The sequence below is a fragment of the Streptomyces lasiicapitis genome, from assembly GCF_014646335.1.
GTDB classification, from domain to species: Bacteria; Actinomycetota; Actinomycetes; order Streptomycetales; family Streptomycetaceae; genus Streptomyces; species Streptomyces lasiicapitis.
On sequence record NZ_BMNG01000032.1, the window covers coordinates 17,118 to 34,937 of the forward strand.

Annotated in this window: 16 protein-coding genes and 1 pseudogene; 8 read left to right on the forward strand and 9 right to left on the reverse strand. The window is 71.3% G+C overall.

What is annotated here, in order from left to right:
- Window positions 1–121 precede the first annotated feature (121 nt).
- Both hemB and IEY91_RS40965 read left to right on the forward strand, forming a co-directional pair.
- The gene (gene hemB, locus IEY91_RS40960; RefSeq protein WP_189177836.1) at window positions 122–1,111 is read left to right on the forward strand and encodes a porphobilinogen synthase; all 990 of its coding nucleotides are present in this window, start codon (window positions 122–124) and stop codon (window positions 1,109–1,111) included.
- A 108-nt stretch (window positions 1,112–1,219) separates the two neighbouring features.
- Window positions 1,220–2,212: a zinc-binding dehydrogenase gene (locus IEY91_RS40965; RefSeq protein ID WP_189177837.1), complete on the forward strand. Its 993-nt coding sequence runs from the start codon at window positions 1,220–1,222 to the stop codon at window positions 2,210–2,212.
- Between the two features lie 25 nt (window positions 2,213–2,237).
- On the opposite strand, the gene IEY91_RS40970 is transcribed toward IEY91_RS40965, so the two are convergent.
- The 3 genes from IEY91_RS40970 to IEY91_RS40980 all read right to left on the reverse strand — a co-directional run bounded on the left by IEY91_RS40970 (window position 2,238) and on the right by IEY91_RS40980 (window position 4,601).
- Window positions 2,238–3,128, reverse strand: coding sequence for an NAD(P)-dependent oxidoreductase (locus IEY91_RS40970; RefSeq protein ID WP_189177838.1), 891 nt, complete (start codon window positions 3,126–3,128; stop codon window positions 2,238–2,240).
- A 179-nt stretch (window positions 3,129–3,307) separates the two neighbouring features.
- A complete protein-coding gene (locus IEY91_RS40975; RefSeq protein ID WP_189177839.1) occupies window positions 3,308–3,826 on the reverse strand; it encodes a DUF4232 domain-containing protein in 519 nt (172 codons plus the stop codon).
- A gap of 76 nt (window positions 3,827–3,902) precedes the next feature.
- Window positions 3,903–4,601, reverse strand: coding sequence for a DUF4232 domain-containing protein (locus IEY91_RS40980; protein ID WP_189177840.1), 699 nt, complete (start codon window positions 4,599–4,601; stop codon window positions 3,903–3,905).
- A 222-nt stretch (window positions 4,602–4,823) separates the two neighbouring features.
- Here IEY91_RS40980 and IEY91_RS40985 point away from each other — a divergent pair, with 222 nt between their 5' ends.
- Both IEY91_RS40985 and IEY91_RS40990 read left to right on the forward strand, forming a co-directional pair.
- Window positions 4,824–6,290, forward strand: coding sequence for a helix-turn-helix domain-containing protein (locus tag IEY91_RS40985; RefSeq protein ID WP_189177841.1), 1,467 nt, complete (start codon window positions 4,824–4,826; stop codon window positions 6,288–6,290).
- A 120-nt stretch (window positions 6,291–6,410) separates the two neighbouring features.
- Entirely contained in the window at window positions 6,411–7,625 is a 1,215-nt protein-coding gene (locus tag IEY91_RS40990) for an aminotransferase-like domain-containing protein (protein ID WP_189177842.1), read from the forward strand.
- Between the two features lie 3 nt (window positions 7,626–7,628).
- Here the strand turns inward: IEY91_RS40990 and argS are convergent, their stop codons facing one another.
- The gene (gene argS, locus IEY91_RS40995; protein ID WP_189177843.1) at window positions 7,629–9,386 is read right to left on the reverse strand and encodes an arginine--tRNA ligase; all 1,758 of its coding nucleotides are present in this window, start codon (window positions 9,384–9,386) and stop codon (window positions 7,629–7,631) included.
- 225 nt (window positions 9,387–9,611) lie between these two features.
- On the opposite strand from argS, the gene lysS reads away from it, so the two are divergent.
- The 3 genes from lysS to IEY91_RS41010 all read left to right on the forward strand — a co-directional run bounded on the left by lysS (window position 9,612) and on the right by IEY91_RS41010 (window position 12,225).
- The gene (lysS, locus tag IEY91_RS41000) at window positions 9,612–11,369 is read left to right on the forward strand and encodes a lysine--tRNA ligase (RefSeq protein WP_189177844.1); all 1,758 of its coding nucleotides are present in this window, start codon (window positions 9,612–9,614) and stop codon (window positions 11,367–11,369) included.
- A 143-nt stretch (window positions 11,370–11,512) separates the two neighbouring features.
- Window positions 11,513–11,719, forward strand: a complete 207-nt coding sequence (locus IEY91_RS41005; RefSeq protein WP_164322095.1) for a hypothetical protein — start codon at window positions 11,513–11,515, stop codon at window positions 11,717–11,719.
- Window positions 11,716–12,225 (forward strand): hypothetical protein, encoded by a 510-nt coding sequence (locus IEY91_RS41010; protein WP_189177845.1) that lies wholly within the window; start codon window positions 11,716–11,718, stop codon window positions 12,223–12,225. Before IEY91_RS41005 ends, IEY91_RS41010 begins: the two co-directional genes overlap by 4 nt.
- Window positions 12,226–12,231: 6 nt before the next feature.
- On the opposite strand, the gene IEY91_RS41015 is transcribed toward IEY91_RS41010, so the two are convergent.
- The 4 genes from IEY91_RS41015 to IEY91_RS41030 form a co-directional block, all read right to left on the reverse strand.
- A complete protein-coding gene (locus IEY91_RS41015; RefSeq protein WP_189177846.1) occupies window positions 12,232–13,026 on the reverse strand; it encodes an SAM-dependent methyltransferase in 795 nt (264 codons plus the stop codon).
- Between the two features lie 163 nt (window positions 13,027–13,189).
- Complete coding sequence (locus IEY91_RS41020; RefSeq protein WP_189177847.1) at window positions 13,190–14,455, reverse strand: RNA polymerase sigma factor; 1,266 nt, start codon at window positions 14,453–14,455, stop codon at window positions 13,190–13,192.
- A complete protein-coding gene (locus IEY91_RS41025) occupies window positions 14,448–14,666 on the reverse strand; it encodes a hypothetical protein (RefSeq protein WP_164316730.1) in 219 nt (72 codons plus the stop codon). The genes IEY91_RS41020 and IEY91_RS41025 overlap by 8 nt, the downstream gene beginning before the upstream one ends.
- Window positions 14,667–14,982: 316 nt before the next feature.
- Window positions 14,983–15,432, reverse strand: a complete 450-nt coding sequence (locus tag IEY91_RS41030) for a winged helix-turn-helix transcriptional regulator (protein WP_164322087.1) — start codon at window positions 15,430–15,432, stop codon at window positions 14,983–14,985.
- 134 nt (window positions 15,433–15,566) lie between these two features.
- Between IEY91_RS41030 and IEY91_RS41035 the strand changes: the two genes are divergently transcribed.
- The gene (locus IEY91_RS41035) at window positions 15,567–16,775 is read left to right on the forward strand and encodes an MFS transporter (protein WP_189177848.1); all 1,209 of its coding nucleotides are present in this window, start codon (window positions 15,567–15,569) and stop codon (window positions 16,773–16,775) included.
- A 32-nt stretch (window positions 16,776–16,807) separates the two neighbouring features.
- Here IEY91_RS41035 and IEY91_RS41040 read toward each other — a convergent pair.
- Window positions 16,808–17,820 (reverse strand): annotated as a pseudogene (locus tag IEY91_RS41040) (hypothetical protein); the annotation flags it as partial.

The following is a 17,820-nucleotide window of genomic DNA, read 5'->3' on the forward strand; positions in this document are numbered from 1 at the left end:
CAGGGGGCTGCCGCCCCCTGGACCCCCGCTATCGGCGCTTCGCGCCTCGTCCTCAAACGCCGGACGGGCTGAGAAGCTCCCCCGAGGTGGGCTGAAAACTCGCGGTTAGGTGGATTCTGCAGTGAGTACGTACGGTTCCTTCCCCGGTTCGCGGCCCAGGCGGCTGCGTACCACCCCCGTCATGCGGCGCATGGTCGCCGAGACGCGGCTGCATCCGGCCGATCTGGTGCTGCCCGCGTTCGTGCGCGAAGGCATCGGTGCGCCCGTCGCGATCGGGTCGATGCCGGGGGTGTTCCAGCACACCCGGGACAGCCTGCGGAAGGCGGCCGTGGAGGCCGTCGAGGCGGGGGTCTCGGGGATCATGCTGTTCGGGGTGCCGGAGGAGGCCAAGAAGGACGGGCTCGGCACCGCGGGCACCGACCCGGACGGGATCCTCCAGGTCGCGCTGCGCGACGTGCGGGCCGAGGTCGGGGACGACCTGATCGTCATGTCCGACCTGTGTCTGGACGAGTTCACGGATCACGGGCACTGCGGTGTCCTGGACGAGCAGGGCCGGGTCGACAACGACGCGACCCTGGAGCGGTACGCCGAGATGGCGCAGGTCCAGGCCGACGCGGGCGCCCATGTGGTCGGCCCGAGCGGCATGATGGACGGTCAGATCGGCGTCGTCCGCGACGCGCTCGACCAGACCGGGCACGAGGACGTGTCGATCCTCGCCTACACGGTGAAGTACTCGTCGGCGTTCTTCGGCCCCTTCCGCGAGGCCGTCGGCTCGTCCCTGAAGGGCGACCGCAAGACCTACCAGCAGGACCCGGCCAACAGCCGCGAATCCCTGCGCGAGCTGGCGCTCGACCTCGAAGAGGGCGCCGACATGGTGATGGTCAAGCCCGCGGGCCCCTACCTCGACATCCTCGCCAAGGTCGCCGAGGTGTCCGACGTGCCCGTGGCCGCGTACCAGATCAGCGGCGAGTACGCGATGATCGAGGCCGCCGCCGAACGCGGCTGGATCGACCGCGACAAGGCGATCATGGAGTCGCTGACCGGCATCAAGCGGGCCGGCGCGCAGATGATCCTTACGTACTGGGCGACCGAGGTGGCGCGGCAGCTGTAGCGCGCCCGGCGGTTAGGAAACGACAGCGGTTGAAGTCACTTGACTTCAACCGCTGTTGAGGTTCGAGGGTAGGTGCATCGACTCGTTTCCGTAGTCCGGGAGGACCAGATGCACGCCGTCGTACTTCATGAGTTCGGGCCCGCCGAGAACCTTTCGTACGAGACCGTGCCCGATCCGGAGCCCGGTCCCGGGCAGGTGCGGATCGTGGTGCGGGCCGCGGGGGCGCACTTCATCGAGACCGTGCTGCGGGCGGGGGCCGCGGGCGAGCTGGCCCCGCCATTGCCCGAGTTGCCTTCGATCTTCGGGGGCGAGGTCGCCGGGGTCGTCGACTCCGTGGGGTCGGGGGTGGGGGAGGAGTGGCTGGGGCGGTCTGTGGTGACCGCTCATGGTTCGCCGGGTGGGTATGCCGAGTTGGCCGTCGCCGATGTCGAGGCTTTGCACGCGGTGCCCGGGTCGCTCGGCTTTGAGGCCGCTGTGGCCATGGTGGTCACCGGGACCACGACCATGGGGTTGCTCGACATTGCCGAAATCGCCCCGGACGATGTGGTGTTGGTGACCTCTGCCGCCGGGGGTGTGGGGCGGCTTGTCGTGCAGTACGCGCACGAGTTGGGGGCCACCGTGGTGGGGGCGGCCGGGGGGCCCGCCAAGGTCGCCGCCGTGCGCAAGCTCGGGAGCGGGGGCGGTGCCGAGGTCGTCGGTGTCGACTACGACGAGGACGGGTGGGGCGACGAGGTGCGCGCGCGGATCGGTGGGCGGCGCGTCAGTGTCGTCCTGGACGGGGTGGGCGGGGAGAAGGCCGCCGCCGCGTTCGCGCTGCTCGGTGATGGAGGGCGGTTCGTTTCCATCGGGGCCGCCTCCCAGGTGGAGTTCGTGCCGGGGGACGAGGTGCTCAAGGCTCGGGACATCACGTACGTGAATGCCTTGATGCAGCTCATCGAGCGGCCCGAGGACCGGCCCGATCACGAGCGGCGCGCCCTCGCTGCCGCCGCCGCGGGGCGCCTCACCCCGGCCGTCCAGTCGTTCCCGCTGTCCCACGCCGCCGAGGCGCACGCGGCGATGGAGCGGCGGGAGACGACCGGCAAGGTGGTGTTCGTCCCGTGATGCCGTGGCGTCTGGGGCCGCTGCCCTACGGGGTCTTGAGCAGGTCGACCATCCGGGAAAGGCCGTCGGCGCCGTACCCCTCGGCCACCGCGCGCTCCAGCAGCGGCCGCAGCGACGTGAACAGCGCGTCGTCGACGCCGTGTTCGGCGAACGTGTCGGTGAAGTTGGGCAGCACCTTCAGGTTCATCTCCAGGCTGGAGACGTCCGTGAGGTGCTGCCCGGAGTCGATGGCCTCGGCCGTGCCGTGCACGATCCCCTGGGTCATCGCCATGACCCAGTCCGCCAGGAGCGGCGCGAAGTCCTTCGCGGGCACGCCCGCGCTGCCGGTCAGCGCGTAGGCCTGGGCGACACCGACGCCCATGCCGTACATGCCGGTCAGCAGCGACAGGTCCCACAGGGCGGCGAGGCCCGCGTCGGCGCCGACCCACTTGGTGTCGGCCAGCGCGGCGAGCGTGTCGCGGTGCGCCGCGTACGCCGCCTCGTCGCCGCTGTAGAGGATGTACGCGCCCGGACCCGCGATCATCTGCGGTACGGCCATGATGCCGCCGTCGACGTACGCGATGCCGTGCTCCTCGGCCCAGGCCGCCAACTCCCGGGCCTGGGACGGCGTTCCGTTGGTGAGGTTCACCAGGGTGCGGCCGCGCAGCTCCGCGGCGAGCGGGGCGAACAGCTCGCGCACGTTGTCGTTCGTCGTCAGGCAGGCGATCACGAGCGGGCTCGCGGTGACACCGGCCGCGGGGGTGTCGGCCGGGGTCGCGCCCTGCGCGGCGAGCGGGCCCGTCTTCGCCGCCGTACGGTTCCAGACCGTCGTGGGGTGGCCCGCCTTCAGCAGGGCCGCGGCCAGGGCGGAGCCCATCATGCCGAGGCCGAGGACGGAGACGGGGTGGGCGGCGGGCGTGAAGTCGGCGGTGGGCATGGTGGGGCTCCTTGTGAGATGTCGCTGAGTCGCGCTGAGTCGCGCTGGGGTGCTCTGCGGGACGTCTCGATCCTCGCCGTGCCCGAACTGCCCGACAAGTACCGACTATTTAGTGCGGTACTCACCAGAAGGTAAGCGGGCGGCGGGTGCCCTGCCCGCCGCCCACGCGTGCGTGTCCGCTACCAGACGAGGGCGTCCGCGGCGTTGTCCTGCCAGTACGTGACCTGCGCCGAGCTGTCCACGTACACGCCGGAGCCCGGCAGCTTCAGGGTCTTCTCGCCGCCCACGCTGCCGTTGGCCGCGCGGTTGGCGAACAGGACGCCGAGGTCATGGGCCTTGCGGCCGTTCGTGCCCTCCGGGGACGAGGTGGAGATGCCCGCGTACGCCGACTGGCCCGGCTCCAGCGTGACGACCGACTGCGGCACGCTGTCGTCGACGACCGGGAGCGCGGCCTGACCCTCGTCGAAGCGGAGGTACGGCGCGTTGTACGCGAAGCACGTCTTGCCGCTCGTGTTGGTGGCCTTCAGCAGGAGGTGGTTGATCGGGCGGTCGACCTTCTTGACGGTCAGCTTGGTCTTCGCGGAGGTGCAGGCGCCGGGCGTCGCGGCCTGGGCGGTGCCTGCGGAGACCGTCGCGGTCAGGGCCGCGGTGGCCAGGGCGAGGGCGGCGGTGGCGAGGACGCGGGGCTTGATGCGCATGGTGGTGGTGCCTTTCGGGTCTGGTGAGTGATGTGTTGCGGGGTGTTGGTGGTGTGTGCGGCTGCGTCGATCCGGGTCAGGACCCGAGGGCCGTCGCGGAGTCCGACTGCCAGTAGCTGACGCGCAGCTTGCTGTCGATGTGTACGTCGCCGCCCTGGAGCGCCGCGTCGGCCATGCGGTCGCTGCCCTGGAAGCCGATCTGCAGGCTCGTGGCCGTGTAGCCCTCGCCGCCGCTGCCGTCGCCGGCGGACAGGATCGCCGCCGCGTAGCCCTTGCCGCCCGGCTTCAGCGAGGTGACCGCCTGCGGCTTGCTGTCCTCGATGACGGGCGGCACCGACTGGGCGCCCTCGAACTTGAGGATCGGGTAGCCGGGCAGGTCGCACAGCTTGGAGCCGGTGTTGGTGATGGTGATCAGCATGTAGTTCAGCGGGCGGGGGACCGGGGCGGCCGTGACCGAGGTGTTGGCGGCGGTGCACGGGACGCGGTTCTCGGGGGCGTCGGGGTCGGAGCCGTCGGTGCCGTCGGTGCCGGTGCCCGCGTTCGCGCCCTTGCCCTCGCTTCCGCCGGAGTCGCCGCCGTTCCCCGAGGTCTTCGTACGGTCGCTGCTCGGGGTCGCGTCGTCGCTCCCGGACGAGCTGCCTGCGGCCGCGTCCTCGGACGTGGACTGCGAGGACTTGGCGGCGCCCTCGTCGCGCACCTTCTCCTCGGATCCGCACGCCGTCAGGGACAGCGCGGCGAGGGCGACGGTGGCGGCGGCGAGCATGCGAGTACGCATGGGGAACCCCTTCTATGGGTTGGTGCGTGAGAGAGGTGACACGGGGGTGAAGCGAGCCGCCTGGCTATGGGCCCCGGTCGGCGTGCTTGGATGACCAGAAGCTTGTACGCCGTCCTGTCCCAGAAGCCAGGCCGGCCCGGAAGTACGGGACGCTGGAACGGCTGTACTGGCTCTGACCTGGGGGAATGGGCCGTGCCTGGAACGGCTGGGCGGGACGGAGGAATGGTGGGAGCCGAGGGGTTCGCGGAGCTGCTCAAGGAGCTCAAGGAGCGATCGGGGCTCAGTTACGGGGTGTTGGCCAAGCGGTTGCACGTCAGTACGTCGACGTTGCATCGCTATGTGAACGGCACTGCTGTGCCGGTGGAGTTCGCTCCTGTGGAGCGGTTGGGGCGGCTTTGCAAGGCGTCGCCCGAAGAGCTGGTGGAGCTGCACCGGCGGTGGATCGTCGCCGACGCGACGCGGGGGCGGCGGCCTGACGCCGAGCCCATTGCTCCCGTCGCGGAAGCCGAGTTGCCGCCGCCATCCGGTGCACCCGAGCCGTCGGCACAGCCGCGTACGGAGTCGGAATCGCACCCCGGACCCGCACTTGAGCCGGCACCCGAGCCCGAGCCCGCTCCCGAGCGCGACAGCGAGCCCGCACCCGAGTCCCACCCCGCCCCCCTCCTCATCACCCGCACCCCCTCCCCCCGCCCCCGGCCCAAGCGCCGACAACTGGTCGTCATCGCCGCCGTAGGAGCCGTCCTCGCCCTCGGCGGTACCGCCCTCGCCCTGCAGGCCGCGTCCGACGGGTCGTCGGGGGACAGCGGCAAGGTGTCCGGTGGCAGGGGCCCCTCCGCCGGGATCGACGCCGGCGAGGACGCGAAGCGGAAGCAGAGCCCGTCGGCCAAGTCGTCCCCGGGCAAGGGGAAGGAGTCCGGGAAGGCGGCGGACAAGGGCGACGGTGAGGGGAAGCCCGGCGGGAGCAAGGGACGTACAGGAAAAGGCGGTTCGGCGGGCGCAGGGCCGAGGGCCGGGGGCGGCGGAAGCGCCGGCGACGGTCCGGCCGCGTCCGGCGCCGCGCCCCTGACGGTGTCCACGCAGCCGCACTTCTGGGACAGCCCCTGCGGCCAGCCCTACCTCGTCGACCGCGACCCGAACCGCCTCTCGCCGCCGCCGAACGAGCAGGACGCCCCCGGCTGGGTGTCCGCGAACGGCGCGGTCCCCGCGGGACAGCAGACCGTGAAGCTGACCGTCCAGGGCACCGGCAAGGACACCGTCGTCCTGGAGTCCCTGAACGTCCGTGTCGTCGGCAGCGGTGCGCCGCTCGCGCGCAACAGCTACGAGATGGGGTACGTCGGCGTCGGCTGCGGCGGAGACGTGCCCAAGAACTACTTCGACCTGAACCTCGACGCGTCGGTCCCGCGCCCGGCCGCGCAGCCCGGGGAGGACAGCTTCCCCTTCAAGGTGAGCGAGAACGACCCCGAGACCTTCTTCGTCGAGGCGGACGTCAAGTCCCGCGACGTGCGCTGGTACTTGGAGCTGGAATGGTCCAGCGGCGGCCGCACGGGCACCGTGCGCATCGACGACACGGGCAAGCCGTTCCACACGAGCGCCGACGTGCGGCGGCCCGTCTTCGGGTACTCGCTCGACAGCAAGAAGTGGATCCCGGTACGGCGCCTGCCGGAGGGCGGGGTGGAAGAGGTGCGGTAGGGCGCCGCCCGCAGTGGCGCGCCGTCTTCCGGTAGCGCTCCGTCCGTATCGCGGAATGGCTGTTGTAGGCGGCACCCACGTGCTTACCCTGCCGGGACCCACGTAGGAGAGGGAACCGCGATGACCGCCACCACCCGTGCCACCGACACCGTCACCGATGCCCCCACGCCGCCGCTCGCCGCGCGCGCCGCCGCCATCGGCGGCTCGCCGGTACGGGACATTCTCGCGGTCACCGCGCGGCCCGAGGTCATCAACTTCGCGGGCGGCCTTCCCGCGCCCGAGTTCTTCGACGCGAAGGGCGTGGCCGCCGCGTACGCCGCCGTGCTCGCCGACGAGCCCGGACGGGCGCTGCAGTACTCGACGACCGAGGGCGAGCCCGCGCTGCGGGCGGCCGTCGCCGAGCGGTACGCGGCCCGCGGGCTCGCCACCGGCGCCGACGACATCCTCGTCACCACCGGCTCGCAGCAGGCCCTCTCGCTGCTCGCCACCGCGCTCGTCGAGCCCGGCGACACCGTCCTCGTCGAGAACCCCTGCTACCTGGCCGCCCTCCAGGTGTTCGCCTTCGCGGGCGCGCGCGTCGTGCCCGTGCCGAGTGACGTCGACGGCGTCGACCCCGACGCCCTGGACGCCCTCGTCGCCCAGCACCGGCCCAAGCTGCTCTACACCGTGCCCACGTTCCAGAACCCGACCGGGCGCACTCTGCCCGCCGCGCGCCGGGCCGCCGTCGCCGAGGTCGCCGCGCGCCGCGGGCTTTGGATCATCGAGGACGACCCGTACGGGGAGCTGCGGTTCGAGGGGGAGCGGGTGCCGTGGGTCGCCTCGTACGCCGGGGCCGAGGACAGGACCGTGGTCCTGGGGAGCTTCTCCAAGGTGATGGCGCCGGGGCTGCGGCTCGGCTGGCTGCGGGCGCCCGCCGCGCTGCGGCGCGCCTGCGCGATCGCCAAGCAGGCCGCCGACCTGCACACTCCCACCGTCAACCAGCTTGCCGCCGCCTGGTATCTGGAACGGTTCGATCTGGACGCGCATGTGGCCCGGGTCGCCGGGGAGTACCGGGAGCGGCGGGACGCGATGCTCGCGGGGCTGCCGGGCGCGCTGCCCGCGGGGTCCACCTGGAACCGGCCCGAGGGCGGGATGTTCCTCTGGGCGCGGCTGCCCGTCGGGTACGACGCGACGGCTTCGCTGCCGACGGTTGTCGCGCAGGATGTGGCGTACGTTCCCGGGGCGCCGTTCTACGGCGGCGCCCCGGAAGCGGAGACCCTGCGGCTGTGCTTTGTCACGCAGACGCCCGATGAGATCGCCGAGGGCCTGCGTCGGCTTCGGGCGGGGCTCGCTTAGGAGTTACAGGCGTTCCGGGGTGCGGATGCCCAGGAGGGACATGCCCTGGTGGAGGGTGCGGGCGGTGAGGTCGCAGAGGAACAGGCGGTTCTCCTTCAGTTCCTCCGTGTCGGCCTTCAGGACCGGGCACTTGTCGTAGAACGTCGTGTAGAGGGAGGCGAGCTGGTAGAGGTACGCCGCCAGCTTGTGGGGGGCGTACTCCGCGGCGGCCTCGAAGACCGTGTCGCCGAACGCGTCCAGGTGCAGGCCCAGGGCGCGCTCCGCGGGGGACAGCTCAAGGTCCGGGTGGGCGACCGGGCGCAGGTGCTCCGCCTTGCGCAGGATCGACTGGATGCGGGCGTACGCGTACTGGAGGTACACGGACGTGTCGCCGTTGAGCGACACCATCTGGTCCAGGTCGAACTTGTAGTCGCGGCTCGGCGACGTGGACAGGTCCGCGTACTTCACCGCGCCGATGCCGACCTGCGTGGCCCGCTCCTGGATCTCGGCCTCGGTGAGGTCCCGCGCCTTCTCCCGCACGACCTGCGCGGCCCGCTGCACCGCCTCGTCCAGAAGATCCTCAAGCCGCACCGTCTCGCCCTCGCGCGTCTTGAACGGCTTGCCGTCCGCGCCGAGCACCGTGCCGTAGCCCATGTTGTGCGCGGTGACGTCGTCGTTCAGCCAGCCCATCCGGCGGGCCGCCTCGAAGACCATGCGGAAGTGCAGCGACTGGCGTACATCCACGACGTACAGGAGGGACGTCGCGTGCAGCCCGACGACACGGTCGCGGATCGCGGACAGGTCGGAGGCCGCGTAGCCGAAGCCGCCGTCCGCCTTCTGCACGATCAGCGGCACCGGCTGGTCGTCCTTGCCGCGGATCTCGTCGAAGAAGACGACGAGCGCGCCGTCGGAGCGGACGGCGACACCGGACTCCTCCAGGAGGCGGGCCGTCTCCGGCATCATGTCGTTGTACGCGGACTCGCCGACGATCTCCTCGTCGCGGACCTCCATGTCCAGCTTCTCGAAGACCGAGTAGAAGTAGACCTTCGACTCGTCCACGAACCGCTGCCACAGGCCGAGGGTCTCCTTGTCGCCGGACTGCAGGGCGACGACCCGCTTGCGGGCCCGCTCCTTGAACGCCTCGTCGGCGTCGAAGACCGCGCGCGAGGCCTTGTAGACCCGGTTCAGGTTCGACATGGCCTGGTCGCCGTCGGTGTCGGTCTCGGGGGACAGCTCGCCGGGGTGCTCGATCAGATACTGGATGAGCATGCCGAACTGGGTGCCCCAGTCGCCGATGTGGTGGCGGCCGATGGTCTTCTCGCCGGTGAAGTCCAGCATCTGCCGCAGGGCGTCGCCGATCACCGCGGAGCGCAGGTGGCCGACGTGCATCTCCTTGGCCACGTTCGGCTGGGCGTAGTCGATGATCGTCGTGCCCGGCTCGTCCTTGAGCGGGACGCCGAGGCGGTCGCCGTCGGCCGCGCGGGCGGCGAGGGTCTCGGTGATCGCCCGGTCGGTGACCGTGACGTTCAGGAAGCCGGGGCCGGAGACCTCGACGTCGGCCAGCAGCTCACCGTTGGTGATCTCCTCGACGACCTTCGTGGCGAGCTCGCGCGGGTTGGCCTTGGCCTTCTTCGCGAGCGCGAGGATGCCGTTGGCCTGGAAGTCGGCCCGGTCGCTGCGTCGCAGCAGCGGGTCGGCGGCGCCTGCTTCCGGCAGGGCTGCCGAGAGGGCGTCCGCGAGACGCTGGTGGACGGATGCGCTGAGGGACGTGACCGGGGCCATGAGCTTCCGTTCTGCTAATTCGCGTGCATCAGGGTGAGGGTCAAGTGTCCCATGGGGAGGGACACCGGTTCGCCTCGATACTGCGTCTTCCCGGGGGATGACCCCCGGACCCCCAGCCGGAAAAGCAGGTCGGCCGGCCGCGCTGGGCGCAACCCCGGACCGGGTCCTTCCGTCTGGGAGAATGGCTCACGCCAGATTCCCAGAACTCCGAGGAAACAAGAGGACGTGCCGATCGTGGCTCAGAGCACCGATACCACCGACTGGGTCTCCCGCTACGCGGACGAGGTCATCGCCGAGTCGGAGCGTCGTGCCCCGGGCAAACCTGTGGTCGTCGCGTCCGGACTCTCCCCCTCCGGCCCCATCCACCTGGGCAACCTCCGCGAGGTCATGACCCCGCACCTGGTCGCCGACGAGATCCGCCGCCGCGGCCACGAGGTCCGGCACCTGATCTCCTGGGACGACTACGACCGGTACCGCAAGGTCCCGGCCGGCGTCCCCGGCGTCGACGAGTCCTGGGCCGAGCACATCGGCAGGCCCCTGACCGCCGTGCCCGCGCCCGCCGGGTCCGCGTACGCGAACTGGGCGGAGCACTTCAAGGCTGCGATGGCCGAGTCCCTCGCCGAGCTCGGCGTCGAGTACGACGGCATCAGCCAGACCGAGCAGTACACGTCGGGGACGTACCGCGCGCAGATCCTGCACGCGATGAAGCACCGCGGCGACATCGACGCGATCCTCGACCAGTACCGCACGAAGAAGGACCCGGCCAAGGCCGCCAAGGGCAAGCAGCAGCAGAAGCCGGTCGATGAGGCCGAGCTGGAGGCCGCCGAGGGCTCCGGCGCCGCGGCCGAGGACGACGGCAGCGGCGGCACCGGCGGGTACTTCCCGTACAAGCCCTACTGCGGCCAGTGCGGCAAGGACCTCACCACCGTCACCTCCTACGACGACGAGTCCACGGAGCTGGCGTACGTCTGCACGGACTGCGGCTTCGAGGAGACCGTGCGGCTGAGCGAGTTCAACCGCGGCAAGCTGGTCTGGAAGGTCGACTGGCCGATGCGCTGGGCGTACGAGGGCGTGATCTTCGAGCCGAGCGGTGTGGACCACTCCTCGCCGGGCTCGTCGTTCGTCGTCGGCGGCCAGATCGTCCGGCAGATCTTCGACGGCGCGCAGCCCATCGGCCCGATGTACGCGTTCGTGGGCATCAGCGGCATGGCCAAGATGTCGTCGTCCCGCGGTGGCGTGCCCACCCCGGCCGACGCCCTGAAGATCATGGAAGCACCGCTCCTGCGCTGGCTGTACGCCCGCCGCAGGCCCAACCAGTCCTTCAAGATCGCCTTCGACCAGGAGATCCAGCGGCTCTACGACGAGTGGGACAAGCTCGGCGCGAAGGTCGCCGACGGCTCGGTGCTGCCCGCCGACGCGGCGGCGTACGCGCGTGCCGTGGGCACCGCCGCAGGGGCGCTGCCGACGACGCCGCGCCCGATGGCGTACCGCACGCTGGCCTCCGTCGCCGACATCACCGCAGGCGCCGAGGACCAGACGCTGCGCATCCTGTCCGAGCTCGACCCGTCCGACCCGCTCGCCTCCCTCGACGAGGTGCGGCCGCGGCTCGACAAGGCCGAGGCGTGGATCAACACGCAGGTGCCGGCGGACCAGCGCACGATCGTCCGCGAGACCCCGGACGCCGAGCTCCTGTCGTCCCTCGACGACGAGAGCCGCGAGTCGCTGCGGCTGCTCCTGGACGGCCTGGACTCCCACTGGTCCCTGGACGGCCTCACCCACCTCGTCTACGGCGTCCCGAAGGTCCGCGCGGGCTTCTCCGCCGACGCGGGCCCCAAGGAGCTCCCCCCGGAGATCAAGACCGCCCAGCGGACGTTCTTCGCCCTCCTGTACCACCTGCTCGTGAGCCGCGACACGGGTCCGCGGCTGCCCACGCTGCTGCTGGCTGTGGGGGCTGAGCGGGTGCGGAAGCTCCTTGGCGCGTAGCGGGCTGCGTACGTGAGTGAGGGGGCGCGGGCCTGAATGGGCCCACGCCCCCTCCCCCATATCGGCCGCTCCATCCTTCGGACTACGCCGGTTTCGCCCCCGGGCACGACGCCCGAGCCGATCACCGCCCCGATCCTGGAGGCATGAGGGAAATCATCGCCATCATCGGTTGGATCGTCGGCGTCCAGGGCGCACTCGGCCTCGCGGGCCGCCTCTTCGGGGACGACCCGTGGGGCCTGGTCCAGAAATGGTGGGACGTGCCGCCCGCCGGGTATGTGGTGTTGCTCGTGGTGGGGGCGGGGTTGGCGTTTTACGGAGAACAGGGAAAGGCACGGGCTCGACGGTCATGACACGCGTTCACGCCGCTGCTGTCGGAATGCTGACGCTCGCCGTCTCCCTGACGGCCGTTCCGAGTGCGACGGCGGGCCCGGGTGGCGACGGTGAACTGGTGGTTTCGCCAGGCTCGGTACGCCCCGGCGCGTGGGTCGGTCTTTCCACGGTGAACGCGGAAGTCGACGACGACAACGCGACCGTGAAATCCAAGGCGTTCCCGGGCACGGTGAAACTCAAGAACACGGGCAAGGTCATGTGGGCGGGCCGGGCGAAGATCCGCTGCGACGCCGAACCCGGCACCTACACGGTGAACTTCACCGAGTTCGTCCCACCCGGCGACGACTTCGGCACCAAGGTGAAGGTCGAGGCCGGCGGCCCCCTCGACGGCTCGGACTGCGCCGATGAGACCGCCGGCGACGACAGCGGATCGAGCGGAACGACCGTCGGGCTCGCCACGGGCGCGGTCCTCGTCGCCGCGGGCGTGTTCTTCGTCGTACGGCGGCGCAGCGGCGGCCGGGCCTAGGGCCTGTCAGCGCAGGCGGCCGACCGCTCCGTACCCCATGATCTCCGTCATCTCCGTGGCGTCGTCCGGGCGCCATTCGAAGAGGGGCACCAGGCCCGGCTCAACGATGTCCATGCCCTCGAAGAAGCGCAGGAGTTGCTCGATGGTGCGGGGCTGGTACGGGAGGGCGCCGGGGGCGGCGGAGTAGACCTCGCACGCCTTGATTATGGCGGGCGTGGGGATGTCGTGGCTGAGCATGAGGCAGCTGCCGGGGGCGAGTCGGTCGAGGAGGCGGCCGATGAACGCGTGGGCCTCTTCGTCCGAGAAGTGGCCCAGGACGCTGCTGAAGGTGAGCATCACGGGCTCGGCGAGGTCGAAACACTCGGTGACGTGGGCCATGACGGTGTCGGTGTCGCGCATGTCGGCGTCGATGTAGCTGCTCAACGGCGGGTCCTGGTACGCGCCCTGGTGCGCCAGGACCACAGGGTCGTTGTCGACGTACAGCACGCGCGCGTCCGGCTGGTGGCGGCTGACGATGTGGTGGATGTCGGGCTCCAGCGGGAGGCCGGCACCGAGATCCAGGTACTGCGTGACCCCGGCCTCGGCGGCCGCCCAGCGGACGGTCCGGCGCAGGAACTGGCGGGCGGAGCGGGCGTCCGCTGAGATGCCGGGCGCGATCGCCTCGACCGCCTCGACGGCCTGCCGGTCGCGCTCGTAGTTGTCCTTCCCGCCCTGACAGGCGTTCCAGAACCGCGCGCTGCTCACCTCTCCGTCCGCCGCGGCGGCCGACGGCTCGGCGTGGTCTGCGATGGGTTCGCTCATGGGGGCTCCTCAGCGGTCGTCGAGCGCGAGCGTCCGGGCGCGGCAGGGTGCGCTGCTTGTGCCGTCAACTGTCGTACCACGCACGCGATTTGCCCGCACAAAGGCGACCGTACACCGCGCGATCAACTCCACGAGAGGCGGGTTCCGCACTCCCGCGCGGAACTCAAGGCGTGTTGAGCATCCGTGCTCTGGTTCCTTGAACGAAGCGGTCCCCCGGTCCCGGGCGCTCAAAGGTCACGATGAGTTCGAGACACTGGCCCAACTCGTACCTCAGAGCACTGGTGAGCTGCCGGACGCGGGGCTCGAACTGTTCCCAGGCGTCCCTGTCGGTCAGCTCCAGCACGACATGCCCCGGCAGGATGTCGATCCGGGTCGGCTCCGGCACCGGTCCGACCTGCTCGACGGCACGGAGCCAGGCCGCCCGGAGGTCGTTGTCGTTGAACGTCAGCATCTGCATGGGGAAAGCGGGGTCGCCGGGGCCTCCGGGGATCGGCGGATGCGCGGGAGGCCGGGCGCCGCGGGCCTCGCTCGGAGCTCCTCCCGTGCCGGGACCGTTCTGTACGCGGCCGGGGGCGGCACTCGCGTTGCGGCGGGAGAAGCGCCGGCGCCGCGCGTGGCGACCACGGCTGCCACGACTGCTGCGGCCACCACGGCCGCCACGAGGTTTGCGCCCGGCCTTCGTCCGTACGAGGCGTACGAGGCGTACGAGCCGGACGCGCCCGCGCCGCGCCCAGAGCGCCCACGCGCCCAGCAAGACGATGGCGACGACCGCCACGGCAACAACCCCCTGCTGCACCCCCCACAACGGCGCCGACACGACCGGATCCTCGCCCGCGTCGTCGGCGGGCAACACCTTCCGCCGGGCGCCGATCCCGATGCCCAGGGCCGCCACGACACCCACAACAGCCATGGCGATGCTGGCCCGCAGCAGCAGAAGGGCCCGCGAACTGTGCCGCGCCACCGTGCCGGGCTGCTTGCCCATCAGGACCGCGGCCTCGTTCCGCGTGTAGTCCAGGGCGTGCGTGGCCCACACCGCTATGCGCTGCTGCGCGGAGAGTTCGAGGACCGCCTTGTGCACCACGGCGCGATTGACCACCAGAGCGCTGAAATCCGCGACCACCGGAGGATCCACCCGCAGCGGATCGGCCACCCGCCGCTCCTCCAACTCGCCACGCCTGGCCCCACGTCGGGCCAGATACGCCACGTCGGTACGGATCACCTGATACAGCCAGGCCCGGGGCTCACGCAGGACGGCCGGGTCGCGCAGCGCCTTGGCGAAGGCCGTACTGACGACGTCGTCGGCATCGGCGACGCACTCGGGAACCTCCGCCGAGGCGAGCAGAGCGCGCGCCTTGCCCGTCATCTCGCCACGGCACTCGGCGAACAGCGTCTCCAGGTCCCCGACGGTCACCGCCCGCGGCTCACCCATCCGCCTTCACCGCACCCTTCCCGCCCTTCTGCCCCTTCCGCCCCTTGTGCCGCGTGCGACCGCCACGCCCCTCAACAGCCCCGGCCCGCTGCGCCCGGATCACCTCCGCCCGGCCCTGCGCCCGGATCCGGAACGCGAAACTGTCCAGCAACTGCTTCACGCCCGGCGCCACGAGCAGAATCACCAGCACCAGGATGCCGACAAACCCCACCCTCAACCTCCCATCAGTGTGCGGCCGCCCCACGCGAAGGGGCACGGCCGTTCACCAAGGAGAGGCTCGGGCCCGGCATCCTGATGACCCACTTGGAGAAGTTTTTCCGAGGCCGCAGTCGCCGCAACCGCAACCGCAGCCGCCGCCGCAGCCGTTCCCGGAAACGACGAAGGTCCCCTCACTTCACCCGTGAGGGGACCTTCGTGTGTGGAGCGCCCGGCAGGCCTTGCACCTACATTTCCCATCGGATGATGGGCGTCTTTCCTTGGACCACAGACGCGCGACTCCCGTGCTGTGCACCGGAGTTACGTCATGATCATACATGGATCTTGTGGACGGTGGTGTCGTCCGGACTCAGCCGCCGCCCGTCCTCGGACACCACTTCCAGTGCGCGCAGGCGATGGCCCTCGCGGCGGTCGACCAGCTCCGAGTGCGGTTCGCCGGGGGCGAAGAAGTTCTGCTCGCCCCACTGGCGCAGGGCCACGATGACGGGGAAGAGCGCCTTGCCCTTCGGGGTCAGTACGTACTCGCGGTAGGCGCTGCCGTCCGAGGCGGGGACGGATTCGAGGACGCCGCCGGCGACGAGGGTGCGCAGGCGCGCGGTGAGGATGTTCTTCGCGACGCCGAGGCTGCGCTGGAACTCGCCGAAGCGCCTGCTTCCGTCGAAGGCGTCCCGGACGATCAGCAGGGACCACCAGTCGCCGATCGCGTCCACCGAGCGGGCGACGGGGCATTCGCTGTCGTCGAAGCGGGTCCTGGTCACCATGGCGTCCCTCGTGTCCCTCGTCTGACTCTCGTGCGCACCCGACTCCAGGGTGGTTGCAACATGCTACCAAACGGGGTTAGCGTCGCCAGCAGTGATGGTTGCAAGATGCAACCTGAAGTGTGAGAGGGGTGCCCATGTCCGTGCCTGTGTCCGGCGACTGCGAGGTCGCGGAAGGTCCGGCCTACGTCCTGTCCCGCGGCGTCGTCGCGCTGTTCGCCGTCGCCTGCGGCGCCGCCGTGGCCAACGTCTACTTCTCCCAGCCGCTCCTGGTGACCATCGGCCACGACCTCGCCATGAGCCCGGCACTCGTCGGCAGCGTCGTCACCCTCACCCACGTCGGCTACGGGCTCGGCCTCTTCCTCCTCGTGCCGCTCGGCGACGTGGCCGACCGCAGGCGGCTCATCGTGGGCCAACTGCTGCTCATGGTCGTGGCCCTCGCCGTCGTGGCCGTCGCCCACAAAGCGGCGATCCTGCTCGTGGGCATGGCCGCGACCGGGCTCCTCGCCGTCGTCACACAGACGTTGGTCGCCTTCGCGGCGTCACTGGCACCGGCCGCCGGGCGCGGACGGGTCGTCGGTACGGTCACCAGCGGCGTCGTCATCGGGATCCTGCTCGCCCGCACCGCGTCCGGCCTCATCGCCGACCTCGCGGGCTGGCGCGCCGTCTACCTCGCGTCGGCGGCGCTCACCGCCCTGCTCGCCCTGGTCCTGCACCGAGTGCTGCCGCGCCCCGGCGACGTACCGCCGACCACGACGAACCTGCGCTACGGCCGGCTCCTGCGCTCCACCCTCACCCTCTTCGCACGCGAACCACTGCTGCGGCTCCGGGCCCTGTTCGGCCTGCTCGTCTTCGCCGCCTTCAGCACCCTGTGGAGCAGCATCGCCCTGCCGCTCAGCGAAGCCCCGTACGACATGTCCCACAGCGCGATCGGCGCCCTTGGCCTCGTCGGCGTCGTCGGCGCGCTGGCCGCCACCGTCGCGGGCCGCCTCAACGACCGCGGGCTCTCCCGGCGCACCACCGGCATCGCCTTCGCCCTGCTCGCCGCCTCCTGGCTGCCCCTGGCCCTCACCCGCAGCTCGCTCTGGGCCCTGGTCGCCGGAGTGATCCTCCTCGACCTCGCCGTGCAGGCGGTCCACGTCACCAACCAGACCCTGATCTACGCCCTCCACCCGGACGCGGGCAGCCGCCTGATCGGCGGATACATGGTCTTCTACTCCATAGGAAGCGCCACCGGCGCCATCGCCGCGACCTCCCTCTACACGGCGGCCGGCTGGGGCGCCGTCTGCGCACTGGGCGCCGCGTTCAGCGGCCTCGGGCTCGCGCTGTGGGCGGTCACCGGTTAGCGGTCTAGCGGTCGGCGATTGTCGGTACGGCGCTACGCGATGTGCTCGGCGTCCTCGTCCAGCGAGCGCTGGTAGCGGTCGCGGAAGTCGCGGAGGTAGGGGCGCAGGGTGCTCTCGGTGAGGGGGCCGCCGGACTGGCCGGTCACGCCGTACAGGTCCATCAAGTAGAGGCTGAACTGGCGGGCGTTGGGGTAGTCGCCCCGCTCGCTCACGTACCTGCGGAAGGCGTTGAAGTACGCTTCCTCGCGGGTCATGTCGTCCGGCAGGCCGGAGGCCTCCGCCGCCGCCGGTTCGGGCAGGGGCTCCGGGTCCTGGGCCTGCTCGGGCGCGGGGGCCGGTGCCTGCTCCTCGCGGGGGCCCGGGATCAGGTGGGCGTTCGCGAGGGGGCGGGTGCGGCCGGGGCCCGACGGGACACGGAAACCCGAGCCGTCGTCGGCGAGTTCGGTGGCTTCGTGGCCCTGCTCGGGGTACGGCCGACCTTCGGCGTACTGCTGGGCCTGTGCGTATTCCTGGGCCTGTGCGTAGCGCTGCTGGTCCTGGGCGAAACGCTGCTGGTCGTAGGCCTGCTGGTCCGCGTACTGCTGCTGCTCGTACGCCAGTTGCTCGCTGTAGCCCTGCGCGTCGTACCCCTGCTGCTGGACCTGCTCGTGCGCCTGCTCCTCGTACCACTCGTCGTACGGGGCCTCCGGGTCGTACGACACCTGGCCCTCCGCGTACTGCTGCGGCGGCTGCGGAGCCGCGAACCACGGGCTCCCGTGGGCGCCGGGCTGCTCCTCCTCGGGCTGCGGGTGCTCGCCGGGGTGGTCCTCGGCGGCGGGCTCCGGGGGCGGGGCGGGGGAGGGGTCCTTGGTCAGCGCGGGCGGGGCCGCGACGACCTCGGCCTTCGTCAGCTCGGGCTGGGGGGCGGCCGTGGGCGTGGGTGCCGGGGCCGGGGGCAGGAGCGCGGGCTCGATGCCCGCCGCCGCCAGGCCCGCGGGGGCTGTCTCCGCGAGGGGGACGCCGTAGCGCGCCAGGCGCAGCGGCATCAGCGACTCCACCGGGGCCT